11 protein-coding genes are annotated in these 14,768 nt (G+C 66.0%); 7 read left to right on the top strand and 4 right to left on the bottom strand.

Annotated elements, in window-relative coordinates:
* Positions 1-113: 113 nt before the first annotated feature.
* The 6 genes from FHW97_RS10285 to FHW97_RS10310 are packed head-to-tail and all read left to right on the top strand — an operon-like array spanning position 114 to position 7,539.
* Entirely contained in the window at positions 114-788 is a 675-nt protein-coding gene (locus FHW97_RS10285) for a GntR family transcriptional regulator (protein ID WP_171798871.1), read from the top strand.
* Positions 788-1,702: a hydroxymethylglutaryl-CoA lyase gene (locus FHW97_RS10290; protein WP_171798872.1), complete on the top strand. Its 915-nt coding sequence runs from the start codon at positions 788-790 to the stop codon at positions 1,700-1,702. The genes FHW97_RS10285 and FHW97_RS10290 overlap by 1 nt, the downstream gene beginning before the upstream one ends.
* A gap of 53 nt (positions 1,703-1,755) precedes the next feature.
* Complete coding sequence (locus FHW97_RS10295; RefSeq protein WP_171798873.1) at positions 1,756-3,804, top strand: hydantoinase/oxoprolinase family protein; 2,049 nt, start codon at positions 1,756-1,758, stop codon at positions 3,802-3,804.
* Positions 3,805-3,819: 15 nt separating this feature from the next.
* Positions 3,820-5,709: a hydantoinase B/oxoprolinase family protein gene (locus FHW97_RS10300; RefSeq protein ID WP_171798874.1), complete on the top strand. Its 1,890-nt coding sequence runs from the start codon at positions 3,820-3,822 to the stop codon at positions 5,707-5,709.
* A gap of 2 nt (positions 5,710-5,711) precedes the next feature.
* Positions 5,712-6,899, top strand: a complete 1,188-nt coding sequence (locus FHW97_RS10305; protein WP_171798875.1) for a CaiB/BaiF CoA-transferase family protein — start codon at positions 5,712-5,714, stop codon at positions 6,897-6,899.
* Positions 6,900-6,903: 4 nt separating this feature from the next.
* A complete protein-coding gene (locus FHW97_RS10310) occupies positions 6,904-7,539 on the top strand; it encodes an N-carbamoylsarcosine amidohydrolase (protein WP_171798876.1) in 636 nt (211 codons plus the stop codon).
* Here FHW97_RS10310 and FHW97_RS10315 read toward each other — a convergent pair.
* The 3 genes from FHW97_RS10315 to FHW97_RS10325 are packed head-to-tail and all read right to left on the bottom strand — an operon-like array spanning position 7,530 to position 11,258.
* Positions 7,530-8,408 carry a crotonase/enoyl-CoA hydratase family protein gene (locus FHW97_RS10315; RefSeq protein ID WP_171798877.1) on the bottom strand — a complete coding sequence of 293 codons (879 nt, stop codon included), beginning with the start codon at positions 8,406-8,408 and terminating at the stop codon, positions 7,530-7,532. The two genes, FHW97_RS10310 and FHW97_RS10315, sit on opposite strands and share 10 nt — an antisense overlap.
* The gene (locus tag FHW97_RS10320) at positions 8,405-9,670 is read right to left on the bottom strand and encodes a cytochrome P450 (RefSeq protein ID WP_171798878.1); all 1,266 of its coding nucleotides are present in this window, start codon (positions 9,668-9,670) and stop codon (positions 8,405-8,407) included. The genes FHW97_RS10315 and FHW97_RS10320 overlap by 4 nt, the downstream gene beginning before the upstream one ends.
* A gap of 43 nt (positions 9,671-9,713) precedes the next feature.
* Complete coding sequence (locus FHW97_RS10325; protein ID WP_171798879.1) at positions 9,714-11,258, bottom strand: acyl-CoA synthetase; 1,545 nt, start codon at positions 11,256-11,258, stop codon at positions 9,714-9,716.
* Between the two features lie 226 nt (positions 11,259-11,484).
* Here FHW97_RS10325 and FHW97_RS10330 point away from each other — a divergent pair, with 226 nt between their 5' ends.
* Positions 11,485-13,545 (top strand): 3-hydroxyacyl-CoA dehydrogenase NAD-binding domain-containing protein, encoded by a 2,061-nt coding sequence (locus FHW97_RS10330; protein WP_171798880.1) that lies wholly within the window; start codon positions 11,485-11,487, stop codon positions 13,543-13,545.
* A 66-nt stretch (positions 13,546-13,611) separates the two neighbouring features.
* Here the strand turns inward: FHW97_RS10330 and FHW97_RS10335 are convergent, their stop codons facing one another.
* On the bottom strand, positions 13,612-14,754 hold the full coding sequence (locus tag FHW97_RS10335; RefSeq protein ID WP_171798881.1) for an acyl-CoA dehydrogenase family protein: 1,143 nt from the start codon (positions 14,752-14,754) through the stop codon (positions 13,612-13,614).
* Positions 14,755-14,768: the final 14 nt, after the last annotated feature.

Consider the following 14,768-nt stretch of genomic DNA (forward strand, 5'->3'; position numbering starts at 1 on the left):
GCTTGGCGCCGATATCACCCGCCGGTCTTTTTCGTGCCCCCATGGCTGACGCGGCTTGATGGATACAAATAGTATTGTATACAAATCTCAGGTCAAGGTCTTTGGAGAAGGATGTGTCACGCGCTTCTGACCGCGCCTATGAGGCGATCCGCAGCATGATCCTGTCGGGCGAACTGCCCGCCGGCGCGCAATTGGCGGAAGAGGCGCTGGCCGAGCGCTGCGGCGTATCGCGCACCCCGGTGCGCGAGGCGCTGCGCCGGCTGGAGTCCGACCTTTTGGTGACGCGCACCGATACCCAGCGCAGCTTTGTGGCGGATTGGTCGATCGACGATGTGGCCGATGCGTTCGAGCTGCGCGCGATGCTGGAAGGCAAGGCCGCGCGCCGCGCCGCCGAGCGGATGAGCGATGAAGCGCTGGAGCGCATCCGGGCGGCGAATCGCCGGCTGGGCGAGGCGATTCGCAAGCCCGTGCCCGATGTGGCCGGGTTCCTTGAAGGCAATCGCGATTTCCATGCGGCGATCCTGGACGTGGCGGCATCGCGCCGCCTGGCCGCGCTGCTGGCCACGCTGATCGAGCAGCCGGTGGTGTGGCGCACGGCGCATCACTATGGGCCCGAGGCCTTGCACCGCTCCTATGGCGAGCACGAGGAACTGATCGCTGCCTTTGCCCGCCGCGATGGCCCCTGGGCTGAGGCGATCATGACCGGGCACATCCTGCGTGCCTATCACGCCTATGCCGATGCCCATCGTGGGTTGGCGGAGCAGGCCCAGCGGGAGGCTGCCGAGTAATGTATACAGAATCCATCGAAATGGTCGAGGTTGCCCCGCGAGACGGGCTGCAGAACGAGAAGACCTTGATTTCCACCGCCGACAAGATCGCGCTGGTGGAGCGCGCCATCGCAGCCGGCGCGCGGAGGATTGAGGTGACCAGTTTCGTCAATCCCAAGGCGGTGCCGCAGATGGCCGATGCCGAGGCGGTCTGCGCCGGCCTGCCACGCCGCGACGACGTGACCTATATCGGTCTGGTGATGAACGCGCGCGGCGCGGCCCGCGCGATCGAGACCGGGCGGATCGACCAGTTGGGCGCGGTCTCGGTGGCGACCGACACCTTTGCCAAGGCCAACCAGGGCCAGACCAGCGACGGCTCGGTGGTGGCCGCCAGCGAGATCATCGCCATGGCGCGCCAGGCAGGCAAGACCGGCCAGGTGACCATTGCCGCTGCCTTTGGCTGCCCGTTCGAAGGCGAAGTGAGCGAGGACCGCGTGGTGGCCATGGCCGTGGCGCTGGCGCAGGCGGCTCCGGTTGAGATCGGGCTGGCTGATACGATCGGCGTGGCCAACCCGGCTCACGTCGCCACGCTGGTGGGCAAAGTGCGTGCGGCGGTGCCGGCCATTCCGGTGCGGGTGCATTTCCACAATACGCGCGGCACAGGTCTGGCCAATGTCTGGGCGGCGATCGGCGCGGGCGCCGTGACGGTCGATGCCGCGATCGGTGGCTTGGGCGGTTGCCCGTTTGCGCCGGGCGCGGCCGGCAACGTTTCGACCGAGGACGTGGTCTACATGCTCGAACGCGCCGGAGTGGGCACCGGGCTGGACCTGGCCGCGCTGGTCGAGGCCAATCACTGGCTGGGCACGGTGATGGATCGCACGCTTCCGGGCATGGTGGCCAAGGCGCCGCCGTTCCCCCGGCCGGCGCAAGCCTGAACCGCAGGATGCACTGGCACGCACGAACGCTTTTTGGAAAGGGTGGTTGATCGATGGGTTACCGGCTTGGCGTCGACGTTGGCGGCACGTTTACCGACCTCTTGCTGTTCGACACCGACAGCGGCGCGTTCTGGCGGCACAAGACGCCATCGACCCCGCACGACAGTTCCGAAGGCATTCTCAACGGTGTGACCGCCGTTTGCGCCAAGGCGGGGATCACCGCCGGCGCGATCGACTATTTCCTGCACGGTACCACCGTTGCCACCAATGCCGTGCTGGAAGGCAAGGGTGCGCGCGTCGGCCTGGTCACCACCGAAGGCTATCGCGATATCATGCAGATCGCGCGCAGCTATGTGCCCGGCGGCCTGGCGGGCTGGATCATCTGGCCCAAGCCACAGCCGCTCGCCGCGCTGGAAGATACCGTGACGGTGAAAGGCCGCATGAACGCCGAAGGCCACGAAGTGCGCCCGCTGGACGAGGCGGACGTGCGCACGCAGCTGGCCAGGCTCAAGGCGCAAGGCGTGGAGGCCGTGACGGTCAGCCTGATCAACGCCTATGCCAACGGCGCGCACGAGGCGCGGATCGGCGAATTGGCCGCGCAGGTGCTGCCCGGCGTGCCGGTGTCGCTCAGCCATGAAGTGCTGCCCGAAATGCAGGAGTACGAACGCACGCTGACCACGGTGGCCAATGCCAGCGTGCGCCCGGTGGTGGGCAAGTATGTCTCCAACCTGCGCAATCGCCTGGCGGCCGAGGGGATGACCGGCAAGCTGTCGCTGCTGCGCTCGGACGGCGGGCTGATGAGTGCGCAAAAGGCCGAGGAGCATCCGGTCAACATCCTCATGTCGGGCCCGGCGGGCGGCGTGACCGGGGCGATCTGGGTGGGGCGCAATGCCGGTATCCGCAATATCCTTACGCTCGATGTGGGCGGCACGAGCACCGACGTTGCCCTGATCGAAAACCTCGAGCCGCGCCGCCAGCGCACCACCGAAGTGGGCCACCTGTCTGTTCGCGCCTCGGCGCTGGACGTGAAGACGGTGGGCGCCGGGGGTGGCTCGATCGCTTATGTTCCCGCGCTGACCAGAGCCCTTCGGGTCGGGCCACAGAGCGCAGGAGCGGTGCCGGGGCCGGTCGCCTATGGAAAAGGCGGCACGGCCCCCACCGTAACCGATGCCAATGTTGTGCTGGGCTATCTGCCGGAAAACCTGCTGGGCGGCACATTCCAGCTCGATCGGGAGGGCGCCAAGGCGGCGGTGCAGACCATTGCCGATGCGCTGGGCATTGGCCTGATGGAAGCGGCGCGCGGCATCATCGATATCGTCAACGAGAACATGTTCGGCGCGCTGCGGATGATTTCGGTGCAGCAGGGCTATGACCCGCGCGATTTTGCGCTGATGGGGTTTGGCGGCGCGGGTCCACTGCATGTCAACGCCGTGGCGCGGCTGATGGGATCGTGGCCGGCGGTGTCGCCGGTCAGCCCCGGCGTGCTGTGTGCGCTGGGCGATGCCACCACGCGCATGCGCACCGAAACCGCGCGATCGTGGTCGCGCCTGGCGCGCGATACCGCGCCGGCCGATCTGGTCGCGGTGCTGGAGGAAATGGCCACCCACGTGCGCGGCGAGCTTCTCGCCGATGGCGTGCCCGAGGCGGAAATCACCACCAGCTTTGAAATCGACGTGCGCTATGCCGGCCAGGCCTTTGAAGTGCCGCTGTCGATCACCGCGCAGACCCTGGCCGACGATGGCATTGCCGGCGTGCTCGCCCGCTTTGACGAAGAGCACAAGCGACTGTTCACGTTCAACATGGACACCCCGCACGAGATCGTGAACCTGCGCGCCGTGGCACTGGGTCGCGCGCTCGATCTGCCGGCAGCACCGCTCGAGCAGGGCAACGGTGATCCTGCCGCCGCCAAGATCCGCGATCATGTGCTGTGGATGGATGGGACCGAGCAGGCCGCGGTGATCTATGACCGCGCGCGGCTCAAGGCCGGTGACGTGATTCATGGCCCGGCGATCGTGTGCGAAATGGATTCGACCACGCTGATCGAGACCGGCTGCATCGCCACGGTCGATACCGTGGGCAATATCCTCATCACCCTGGCCTGACGAAAGGGAAGCCCGATGCCTGCAACAATCGTCCAGACCAACCACACCCCGTTTGCCAAGGTGGCGATCGATCCGGTCACGCTCGACATCATCGAAAACGCGCTGCGCAATGCCCGCGTGGAAATGGATGCCACCCTGGTGCGCACCGCGATGTCACCGGGCATTCGCGAGCAGGGCGATGCCTTTCCGCTGATTGCCGATCACACCGGCAAGATGATCGTTGGCCAGTTCGGCAGCTTCATCGGCGGGTTCCTGTCCAACTATGACGGGACGCTGGAAGATGGCGACATGATCTTCCTGTCCGATCCCTATTCGGTGGATGGAGCGATCAGCCATTCCAACGATTGGCTGGTGCTGTTGCCAGTGTTCAAGGACGGGCGGCTGATCGCCTATACCTCGATGTTCGGGCACCAGAGCGACATCGGCGGCAAAGTGGTGGGATCGATGCCGATCAACGCCCGCTCCATCTATGAAGAAGGGGTGCGCATTCCGCCGGTCAAGATCTGGAAAAAGGGCGAATACAACGCCGACTTGATGAAGCTGGTGATGCACCAGACGCGCAAGCCCGATTGGTGCGCGGCAGATCTCAATGCCTTGATCGCCAGCTGCCGGGTGGCCGCGCGCCGCGTGGTGGAAATGGCCGAGCGGTTTGGCGACGATGTATATGTTTCGGCGACGCAGGAACTCTTGGCCCGCAACCACCGCGCCATGAAGACCTTGCTGGGCCAGGCGGTGAGCGAAGAGCCGGTCAGCTTTGAAGACTATATCTGCGACGATGGCATGGGCTTTGGCCCCTATCGCATCAAGTGCACGATGTGGCGCGATGGCGAGACCGTCGTGCTCGATTTCGATGGTACCGATCCGCAGAGCGTGGCCTCGATCAATTTCTATCTCAATGAAAACATGTTCAAGATGTTCTTCGGCATCTACATGATCATGGTGTTCGATCCGCAGATCCTGTTCAACGACGGGTTCTATGACCTGATCGATGTGCGCATTCCCGAAGGCAGCCTGCTCAAGCCGCGCTTTCCGGCCGCGCTATCGGGCCGCACCCATGCGCTGGGCCGGATTTTCGATATCCTGGGGGGTCTGTTGGGGCAGAAGACGCCAGAGTTTCTCAACGCCGCCGGGTTCTCGTCGTCGCCGCACCTGTTCTATGCCGGCAACGATACGCGGCCGGGCAAGGGGCACGCCTGGTTCCAGCTCTTCCAGATCGGCTTTGGCGGCATTCCCGGCCGGCCGCTTGGCGATGGGCCGGATGGCCATTCGCTGTGGCCGGGGTTTACCAACGTGCCCAACGAGTTCCTCGAACGCTATTTCCCGATGATGATCGAGCGCTATTCCACCGAGCCGGATTCGGGCGGGGCGGGGCTGCATCGCGGCGGCAACGGCATTCACATGACCTATCGTTTTCTGAGCGCGGGCACGATCGCCATCCATGACGATCGCTGGTTCGTGCCGCCCTGGGGCGTGAACGGCGGCGATCCGGGCAAGCGCGCGCGCAAGATCCTGGAAAAGGCCGATGGCAGCCAGGTGATCGTGGGCAACAAGGTGGAGGACCTGGCCGTGGAGGAAGGCGACCAGTTGCACTTCATCACCTGGGGTGGCGGTGGCTGGGGCGACCCGCTGGCGCGCGATCCGGCGCTGGTGGGCAAGGAGATCGTCCAGGGGCTGGTCACGCCGCATGGCGCGCGCGCCTATGGCGTGGTGGCCGATGACGCCGGCGTGGTTGACACGGCAGCAACCCAAGCCCTGCGCGACGCGATGACGGCCGACCGTGGCGGCGCCTTGCCGGTGTTCAACACCGGGCCGGGGCTTGATGCCCTGCGCGCGGCCTGCCAGGCGGAAACCGGGCTGCCGGCGCCCATCCCGCCGGTGTGGCCGCAAGCAGAAGCGGCGGAGTGAACATGACCAAAGGTGCTTTGCAGGATATCCGCGTCGTCGAACTGGGCCAGCTTTTGGCCGGCCCATTCTGCGGCCAGTTGCTGGGCGACATGGGCGCCGACGTGATCAAGGTGGAACCGCCCGTCACCGGCGATCCCATGCGCGAGTGGGGCCAGGGCAACGAAAAGGTGCAGTGGGAAGTGATCGCGCGCAACAAGCGCTCGGTCAGCGCCAACTTGCGCGTGCCCGAAGGCCAGGCGCTGGTCAGGCGGCTGATCGCCCACGCCGATGTCGTGATCGAGAACTTCAAGCCCGGCACGCTGGAAAAGTGGGGCATGGGGCCTGACGTGCTGCTGGCTGAATTCCCGCATCTGATCATCGCGCGCATGTCTGGCTATGGCCAGACCGGCCCCTATTCCGATCGCGCCGGCTTTGGCGGGATTGGCGAGGCGATGGGCGGCTGGCGCTATATCGTGGGGGAACCCGATCGGCCGCCCAGCCGCATGGGCGTTTCGATCGGCGATACGCTGACCGCCACCTATGGCTGCATGGGCGTGCTGGCGGCGCTGCACGTCAAGGACAAGACCGGGCAGGGCCAGGTGATCGACACCGCGCTCTATGAAAGCGTGCTGCAGGTGATGGAAGGCCTGGTGCCGGAATACGATCGCATGGGCCTGATCCGCGAACGATCGGGCTCCATCCTCAAGGGTATCGCGCCGTCCAACGTCTATTCCTGCAAGGACGGCGAGTTCATGATCGGGGCCAACAAGGATTCGCTGTGGAAGCGCCTGGCCACGGCGATGGGCCGGGCGGAACTGGGCGATGATCCGCGCTATGCCACGCATTTGGCGCGGGGCGAGAACCAGACCGAACTGGACGCGCTGATCAATGCCTGGACCAGCACGCTGACCATGGATGAGGTGGACGCGCTGATGATCGCGCATTCGATCCCCGCCGGCCGCGTCTATCGCGCCCCCGACATGCTGGACGATCCGCATTTCCAGGCGCGCGAGGCGATCATCGAGGTGGAGACCGAGCGGTTCGGCCCGCTCAAGATGCAATCGACGTTCCCCAAGTTTTCCGCCACGCCCGGCGGCGTTCGCCGCCCCGCACCATCGGTGGTGGGGCAGCATAATGCGGAAATCTATGGCGAATTGCTGGGCCTGGGCACTGATGACCTGGTCGACCTGGCCGCGCGCGGGGTGATCTGAGGCGATGGCCCGCGACGCCGGTGATCTCGATGCCAACTATGCCGGCGCGTTTGATGGACGCCTGCCGTTCGGAAAGCGCCCGGCGCTGCTGCTAGTCGATCTGGTGGAGGCCTATCTCCAGCCGGGATCGCCGCTCTATGCCGGGATCGAAAGCGCGCTGGACAGCGCCGTGCGGATTACGGCCGCCGCACGCGCTGCCGGGCTGCCGGTGATTTTCACCAACGTGGAATACCAGCCCGGCGGGGCCGATGGCGGGGTCTTCTATCGCAAGGTGCCCGCGCTCAAGGTGTTCGAAAAGGGCTCTCCGCTGGGCGCCTTTCCCGCGGTGTTGTCGCCCCAGGCGGGTGATGTGGTGATCACCAAGCGCTATGCCTCGGCGTTTTTCGCCACGCATCTGGCCGCCACGCTGACGGCGATGGGCGTGGATACGGTGCTGATCTGCGGCACCTCCACCTCCGGCTGCATCCGCGCCACCGCGCTCGATGCGTGCCAGCATGGTTTCCTGCCGTTCGTAGTGGCCGATGCCTGCGGCGACCGCCACCCCGCGCCGCACCAGGCCAATCTGTTCGATCTGCAGGCGAAGTATGCCGAGGTGGTGAACGAAGCGCAGGCGCTCGCGCTTATCGCGCCTCAGCCATAGGGCATTTCTTCCCACCACGGGAAATAGTCCGGCATGTCGGCCGAGACGCGGTCGGGGAAGCGGGCCGGGCGCTTTTGGAGGAAGGCGGCGACACCCTCCTGGGCGTCGGCGCTCTGGCTACGGGTGAGAATGCCACGGCTTTCGATGCGATGGGCTTCCATCGGATCGTTCATGCCGAGGCCACGCCATAGCATCTGGCGGGTGAGCGCGACGGAAACTGGCGCGGCGTTGTCGGCAATCTCGCGCGCCAGGGCCTGGGCGGTGGGCAAGAGGTCTGCGGGCGGCACGACCTGTTCCACCAGGCTGCCTGCCAGCGCCTCATCGGCGCCGAACACCGCGCCAGTATAGCACCAGCGCAGCGCGCGGCTGATGCCGACCAGGCGGGGGAGGAAATAGCTCGATGCCGCTTCGGGCACGATGCCACGCCGCGCAAAGACGAAACCGAAACGCGCGGTGTCGCTGGCAATGCGCAGGTCCATCGGCAGCAGCATGGTGGCGCCAATACCGATCGCCGGGCCGTTGATCGCGGCAATGATCGGCTTCTTCAGCTGGAAGATGCGCAGGGCCAGAATGCCGCCGCCATCGCGCGTGGCCGGATCGCTGTAATCGGGCGCGCTGGTCGCGCTGGCGTCGACCCGGAAGTTGGCGGCACCGCCGGAAATGTCTGCCCCGGCGCAGAATGCGCGGCCGCTGCCGGTGACGATCACCGCGCGGATCGCGTCATCGGCATCGATCGCGTCGAACGCTGCGACCATCTCGTGCATCATCTGCGTGGTGAAGGCGTTGAGCTTGTCCGGCCGGTACAGCGTGAGCGTGGCGACGCCCTGGTCAACCGCGAGCGTGATCTGTTCGAATGCGGCGGCGGTCATGCCGGTTCCACCGGCTGCGGCAGGCGGGAATAGCGCACCGGCATGGCGCGGATGCCGCTGACGAAAGAGCCTTCGGTATAGATCGGCGGGCCGGCCGGCTCGATCGTGGCGATCTGCGCGAAGAAGGCCGTGAAGAACGCCTCGATCTCCAGCTTGGCGAGATATTGGCCAAGGCAGGTGTGCGGGCCGTGTCCGAAAGCGAGGTGGTTGTTGAGTGCGCGATCGATGCGGAACTGGTCGGCATCGCCAAAGGCCTCGGGATCGCGCGTCGCCGCGCCGAACGAGAGCAAGACATGATCGCCCGCGCGCAAGGTCTGGCCGTGCAGCGTATAGTCCTGCGTCACATTGCGCATGAAATGCTTGACCGGCGCGGTCCAGCGGATCGCCTCGTTGACGAAAGTCTTCATCAGTTCGGGATGGGCCTTGAGCAGGGCCATCTGCTCGGGATTGTCGAGCAGCGCCTGCATGCCGCCCACGATCGAGGCAGCGGTGGTATCGTGGCCGGCCGTGGCAACGATCACGTAATAGCCCAAGCGCTCTTCCGCGCTCATCTCGGCGCCGCCGGGCATGCCGGTGGCGATTAGCGTGGCCACGTCATCGCGCGGGTTGGCCTGGCGATCGCGCGTGATCGCATCGAAGAAGGCGATGTAGTCCTGCTTGACCGCCACGATATGTTCGGCCTCGGTCAGGCCGGGACGGCGCACTGCCGGATCGGACGCGCCGAACAACTCGTGGGTGAGGCGCAGCATGCGCGCTTCGTCCTGCTCGTCGATGCCCAGGATCGCCATGGCGACGCGCAGCGGATACCAGAAGGCGATATCGGTGGCGAGGTCGCATTGCCCTTCATCCTGCGCCATGCGCGCCACAAACGCGGCAGCATGCTGCGCGATGGCGCTTTCCAGCTTGCGGATGTTCTTGGGCAGGAAGAAATCCTGGGTCAGCGCGCGCATCGCCTGGTGGTGGGCGCCGTCCATCGCGGTGAGTGGGAAAACCCCGGATTCGACGCCGAAGATCGCGACGTTGGCCTGCTCCACCGGGATCGGCAGCAGAGTCATGCGCGGGCCGGCGTTGAAGATTTCGGGCTGGCGTTCCAGTTCGCGGATATCGGCGTGGCGCGAGACCACCCAGAACGGGCGGAACCCCTCGGGATCGGCCCAGGCGACCGGATGTTCGCGGCGCAGCCAGTCATAGAACTGGTGCAGCCGCTGCGGGTCTCCATACAACGTGGGATCGGCGATCTGGTTGACGACAAACCCGCTCATCTTGGCACTCTCCGGTCTTGTGTCTGGTCAAATTGGCAGGCTGCTATGCCAGCAGCGCCGGCAGTGCGGCGTCAGGCTGGCGATAGCGATCGTGTAGCAGGCGCTTGTAGAGCTTGCCGGTGGGATGGCGCGGCAGTTCGGCCATGAATTCCACGCGGCGCGGGATCTTGACCCCGGAAAGCTGTGGCCGCAGCCAGTCGATCAGCGCGCGGGCAAAAGCCGGGGTGGCATCGGCCATGTCCATGGGCTGGATCACCGCGACCACGCATTCGCCCATTTCCGCATCGGGCGCGCCAACCACGGCAGCATCGGCGATGCGCGGGTGGACCACCAGGGCGTTCTCGATTTCCTGCGGATAGATGTTGACCCCGCCCGAGATGATCATGAAGCTCTTGCGATCGGTGAGATAGAGATAGCCGTGCTCGTCAAGCCAGCCCACGTCGCCAAACGTGGCCCAGCCATGGCGATTGTGGGCTGCGGCGGTCTTTTCGGGATCGTTGTGATAGGAAAAGGCCGGGCCATCGGCAAAGCACACCAGCCCTTCCTGGCGCGGGGGCAGGGGGGTGTCGTCCTCATCGCAGATGTGCAGCGTGCCGATCATCGCGCGTCCTACCGAACCGGGATGGGCCAGCCATTCGGGCGCGGTGATCAGTGTCATGCCGATCGCCTCGGTGCCGGAATAGTATTCCAACAGGATCGGGCCCCACCAGTCGATCATCGCCTGCTTGACCGGCACCGGGCAGGGTGCAGCGGCGTGGATCGCGAGGCGCAGCGACGAGCAATCGTGGCGCGCGCGCGCTTCGTCCGGTAGCTTGAGCATGCGCACGAAATGGGTGGGCACCCACTGGCTGTGCGTGACGCGATAGCGCGCGATCAGCGCCAGGGCCGCTTCGGGATCGAACTTTTCCATGATCACCACCGTGCCGCCCAGCGCCAGCACTTCGCGGCACCAGCGCAGCGGCGCAGCGTGATAGAGCGGCGCGGGATTGAGATAGACCGTCTCCACCCCGAACCCCAGGCGCGCGCAGACGGTGCCCAGCGGAGAGGGCGTGGTGATCGCGGGATCGCTCGGCAGGGGCGGCTTGATGCCCTTGGGACGGCCGGTGGTGCCCGAGGAATAGAGCATGTCGATCCCGGCGCGCTCGTCCGCGATCGGCGTGGTGGGCAGCGAGGCGGTAGCGTCTTCCCAAGTCTGCCAGCCCGGAACAGCCGGCCCAAGCGTATAGCGCAAGGCTGGCGCGGCATCACCCAGCGTCTGCAGCAGCGGCGCCAGCGTGCCTGAGGCGATCAGCATCTGGGCACCACTGTCCTGCAGGATATAGGCGATCTCGGCAGGGGCGAGACGGGTGGACAGGCACACGAAATAGAGCCCGGCGCGATGGGCCGCGCAGGTAATCTCGAGATAGCGCGCGTCGTTTTCCAGCATGATCGCCACCACCGCGCCCTGTTGCAGCCCGGCGCCGCGCAACAGATGTGCGCCCTGGTTGGAACGGGCTTCCAGCTGCGCGAAGGTGATGGTCTGGCCCGAGCCGGCCATGATGATGGCTGCCTTGTCCGGCATGGCGCGGGCAAACTCGCTGGGGTGCATCGACAACCTCTCGTTTCGGGCGGCGCGGTTTCTTGCAGGAGCGCCGTTGCGGACGCGCGCCGTGGCCGGCGATCGTCTGCACAGCAGCATAGCCATGACCGGGCCGGGGGTGCAACCATGAACTTAACTGATCGATCAATTGACTTCGTCATGTGGAGTTTTTAAGCCAGCCATCAAGGCAGGCTGGGGCTGTTTCCGGCCGCCATGGTGAGAGGCTTTCCGATCGATGACCAATCCGCTTTGCACCCTGTCGCACGAGGACGGCGTGGCCGTGCTCGCCATCGATTCGCCCCCGGTCAATGCGCTGGGCCAGGCGGTGCGCCAGGCGATCCACGAAACCATGGGCAAGGCTCTGGCCGATCCGTCAGTGACCGCCGTGGTGATCTTGTGTGCGGGTCGCACGTTCTTTGCCGGGGCCGATATCACCGAGTTCGGCAAGCCCTTTGCCGCGCCTGGCCTGCATGACATGTTCGACCGGTTCGACGGTGCCAGCAAACCGATCGTCGCCGCGATCCATGGCACGGCGCTGGGTGGCGGGCTGGAACTGGCGCTGGCCTGCCATTATCGCGTCGCCGTGCCCACCGCCAAGCTCGGGCTGCCCGAAGTGGCGCTAGGCCTGCTGCCTGGCGCCGGCGGCACGCAGCGCGCCCCGCGTCTGATCGGCGTGGCCCATGCGCTGGACCTGATCGTCGGCGGCAAACCGGTCGGTGCGGCGCAGGCCCTGCGCATCGGCCTGATCGATCGCGTGCTGGAAGGCCAGGACATGCGCGCCGAGGCCGTGGCCTACGCCCGCGAACTGGTGGCAAGCGGCGCCCCGCTGCGCCGCACGCGCGACTTGCCGGCCGACCTTACCCCGCAGGAGGCCTCCGCCACGATCGCCGACTATCGCGCCCGCCATGCGAAAAGCTTCGTCGGCTTCAAGGCGCCGGGCAACATCGTGCGCGCGATCGAGGCGGCCACCGACCGTCCGTTCGAGGCCGGGCTGACCCGCGAATGGGAACTGTTTGATGAACTGATGGCCAGCCCGGAATCGGCCGCCCAGCGCCACATCTTCTTCGCCGAACGCGCCGCCGCCAAAGTGCCGGTGGCACGCGATTGCGGCGAAGTGGCGATCGCCTCGGTCGCGGTGGTGGGCGCGGGCACGATGGGCAGCGGCATCATGCTGGCGTTCCTCAACGCCGGCTTTCCGGTGACGATGATCGACGTGAACCCGGCAGCGCTGGAGCGTGGCGCCGCGCATGTGCGCGCCACGCTGGAGGCGCTGGCCAGCAAGGGCCGGATCACGCCAGGCGTGCGCGACGCGCGCCTGGCCGCCTTTGCCTCGGCCGCGGCGCTCGATGCCGTGTCGCATGCCGATCTGGTGGTGGAAGCCGTGTTCGAACGGCTTGACTTGAAGCAGCAGGTGTTCCGCCAGATCGATGCGCTGGCCAAGCCGGGCGCGGTGCTGGCGTCCAACACCTCGTTCCTCGATCTTGACGCGATTGCCGCCGTCACCGCCCGCCCGGCGGACGTGGTCGGGCTGCACTTCTTTGCGCCGGCGAACATCATGCGCCTGCTCGAGGTGGTGCGCGGGGCCAGGACCAGCGACCGCGTGATCCAGACCGCCATGACGCTGGGCCGCAAGCTGGGCAAGGTGGCGGTGCTGTCGGGTGTGTGTGATGGCTTCATTGCCAACCGGGCGATGGCGCGTCGCAGCGAAGCGGCCGATCGCCTGCTGGAGCAGGGCGTAATGCCGTGGGACGTGGACGCGGCCATGGTCGGCTATGGCTTTCCGATGGGGCCGTTCCAGATGATGGACCTTGTTGGCCTGGATGTGATCGGCTGGGACAAGGAAAACACCGCCGGGCGCACGGTGCAGGAAGTGCTGTGCGAAGCCGGACGCCTGGGCCAGAAATCGGGCAGCGGCTATTACGACTATGACGCGCAGCGGCGTGGCACGCCCTCGGCTTTCGCCGAAGCCACGATCCGCGATTTTGCCGCGCGCTCGGGCCAGCCTGTACCCACGCTGTCGGCGCAGGATATCATCGAGAGCCTGCTCTTCCCGGTGGTAAACGAAGGGGCCAAGCTGCTGGAAGAAGGCATCGCGCTGCGCGCGTCAGACATCGATATGGCGCTTGTGGCGGGCTATGCCTGGCCGGTCTATACCGGTGGGCCGATGATCTGGGGTGACCACTGCGGCCTGGCGCGGATCGTGGCCGCGCTGGACGAGCAGATTGCCCAAGGTGCGCCGATCACGGTGTCCAACCTGCTGCGCACCAAGGCCGCTGCTGGCGAAACTTTCCTCTGAACGCAAGAAGGTGCCGCCCGATGCAACGATCGGGCGGCGCCTTTTTCCCGGATTGCCGAACAGCCGTCAAAGACTGCGGGCAATCAACTCCTTCATGATTTCCGACGTGCCGCCATAGATCCGCATCACGCGCGCGTCGCGCCAGATCCGGGCGATCGGATACTCGTTCATGTAGCCCGCGCCACCATGCAGTTGCAGCGCCTCGTCCGCCACGCGGCCGAGCAACTCGGTGTGATAGAGCTTGGCCGCAGAAGCCTCGGCCGTGGTCAGCTTCCCCGCCACGTGGCGATCCAGCGCCCAGTCGATATGGCTCCAGCCCACTTGCAGTTCTGCCTGAAGCGCTGCCAGCTGAAACCGGGTGTTCTGGAAATCGAACACCGTCTTGCCGAAAGCCTTGCGATCCTTGGTGAACGCCACAGCCTCGTCGAACGCGCGCTGCGCCAGGGCCTGCGCGCTGATGGCGATCGACAGGCGTTCCTGCGGCAATTGGGCCATGAGATAGACAAAGCCGGCGCCTTCCTCGCCCAGCCGGTTTTCGATCGGCACACGCACATCGCTGAAGAACAGTTCGGAAGTATCGGCCGAATGCTGGCCGATCTTGTCGAGATTGCGCCCACGGGAAAAACCGGGCCGCTCGGCCTCCACCAGGATCAGGGAAATGCCTTTGCCCCCGGCCGCGGGATCGGTCTTGGCCACCACGATCACCAGGTCGGCGAGCTGGCCGTTGGTGATGTAGGTCTTGTTGCCGTTGATCACATAGGCGTCGCCATCCCGCACCGCCGTGGTGCGGATGCCCTGAAGATCGCTGCCCGTGCCCGGCTCGGTCATGGCGATGGCGACGATCGCTTCTCCGGTGATCATGCGCGGCAGCCAGCGTGCCTTGAGTTCGTCGGACGCATAGTGGACGATGTAGTCCAGCACGATGTCCGATTGCAGGACCAGGCCCGCCGAACTGCCGGTATAGGCCAGTTCCTCGCCGATGACGGCGTTGTAACGGTAATCGAGACCCAGCCCGCCATGGTCTTCGGGCGCGGTGGGGCAGAGCAGGCCCGCTTCCCCGGCAGCGTGCCAGAAGGCGCGGTCGACAATGCCCTGCTCCTCCCAACGGTCAAGGTTGGGGAGCAAGTGGGCGACGAAGAACTTGCGCACGGCATCACGGAACAGCGCGAGTTCGTCGCTGGCGGCGGGCCGGGTCTCGATAGGGATCATGAAGGCTCCTGGTG

This window comes from Novosphingobium sp. SG754 (genome assembly GCF_013149315.1).
Classification (GTDB): domain Bacteria; phylum Pseudomonadota; class Alphaproteobacteria; order Sphingomonadales; family Sphingomonadaceae; genus Novosphingobium; species Novosphingobium capsulatum.

What these genes read in the sequence shown, in the direction of transcription:
- FHW97_RS10290 (WP_171798872.1), top strand. Translation starts at nt 788, where the DNA reads ATGTATACAGAATCCATCGAAATGGTCGAGGTTGCCCCGCGAGACGGG.
- FHW97_RS10295 (WP_171798873.1), top strand. Translation starts at nt 1,756, where the DNA reads ATGGGTTACCGGCTTGGCGTCGACGTTGGCGGCACGTTTACCGACCTC.
- FHW97_RS10300 (WP_171798874.1), top strand. Translation starts at nt 3,820, where the DNA reads ATGCCTGCAACAATCGTCCAGACCAACCACACCCCGTTTGCCAAGGTG.
- FHW97_RS10305 (WP_171798875.1), top strand. Translation starts at nt 5,712, where the DNA reads ATGACCAAAGGTGCTTTGCAGGATATCCGCGTCGTCGAACTGGGCCAG.
- FHW97_RS10310 (WP_171798876.1), top strand. Translation starts at nt 6,904, where the DNA reads ATGGCCCGCGACGCCGGTGATCTCGATGCCAACTATGCCGGCGCGTTT.
- FHW97_RS10315 (WP_171798877.1), bottom strand. Translation starts at nt 8,408, where the DNA reads ATGACCGCCGCCGCATTCGAACAGATCACGCTCGCGGTTGACCAGGGC.
- FHW97_RS10320 (WP_171798878.1), bottom strand. Translation starts at nt 9,670, where the DNA reads ATGAGCGGGTTTGTCGTCAACCAGATCGCCGATCCCACGTTGTATGGA.
- FHW97_RS10325 (WP_171798879.1), bottom strand. Translation starts at nt 11,258, where the DNA reads ATGCACCCCAGCGAGTTTGCCCGCGCCATGCCGGACAAGGCAGCCATC.
- FHW97_RS10330 (WP_171798880.1), top strand. Translation starts at nt 11,485, where the DNA reads ATGACCAATCCGCTTTGCACCCTGTCGCACGAGGACGGCGTGGCCGTG.
- FHW97_RS10335 (WP_171798881.1), bottom strand. Translation starts at nt 14,754, where the DNA reads ATGATCCCTATCGAGACCCGGCCCGCCGCCAGCGACGAACTCGCGCTG.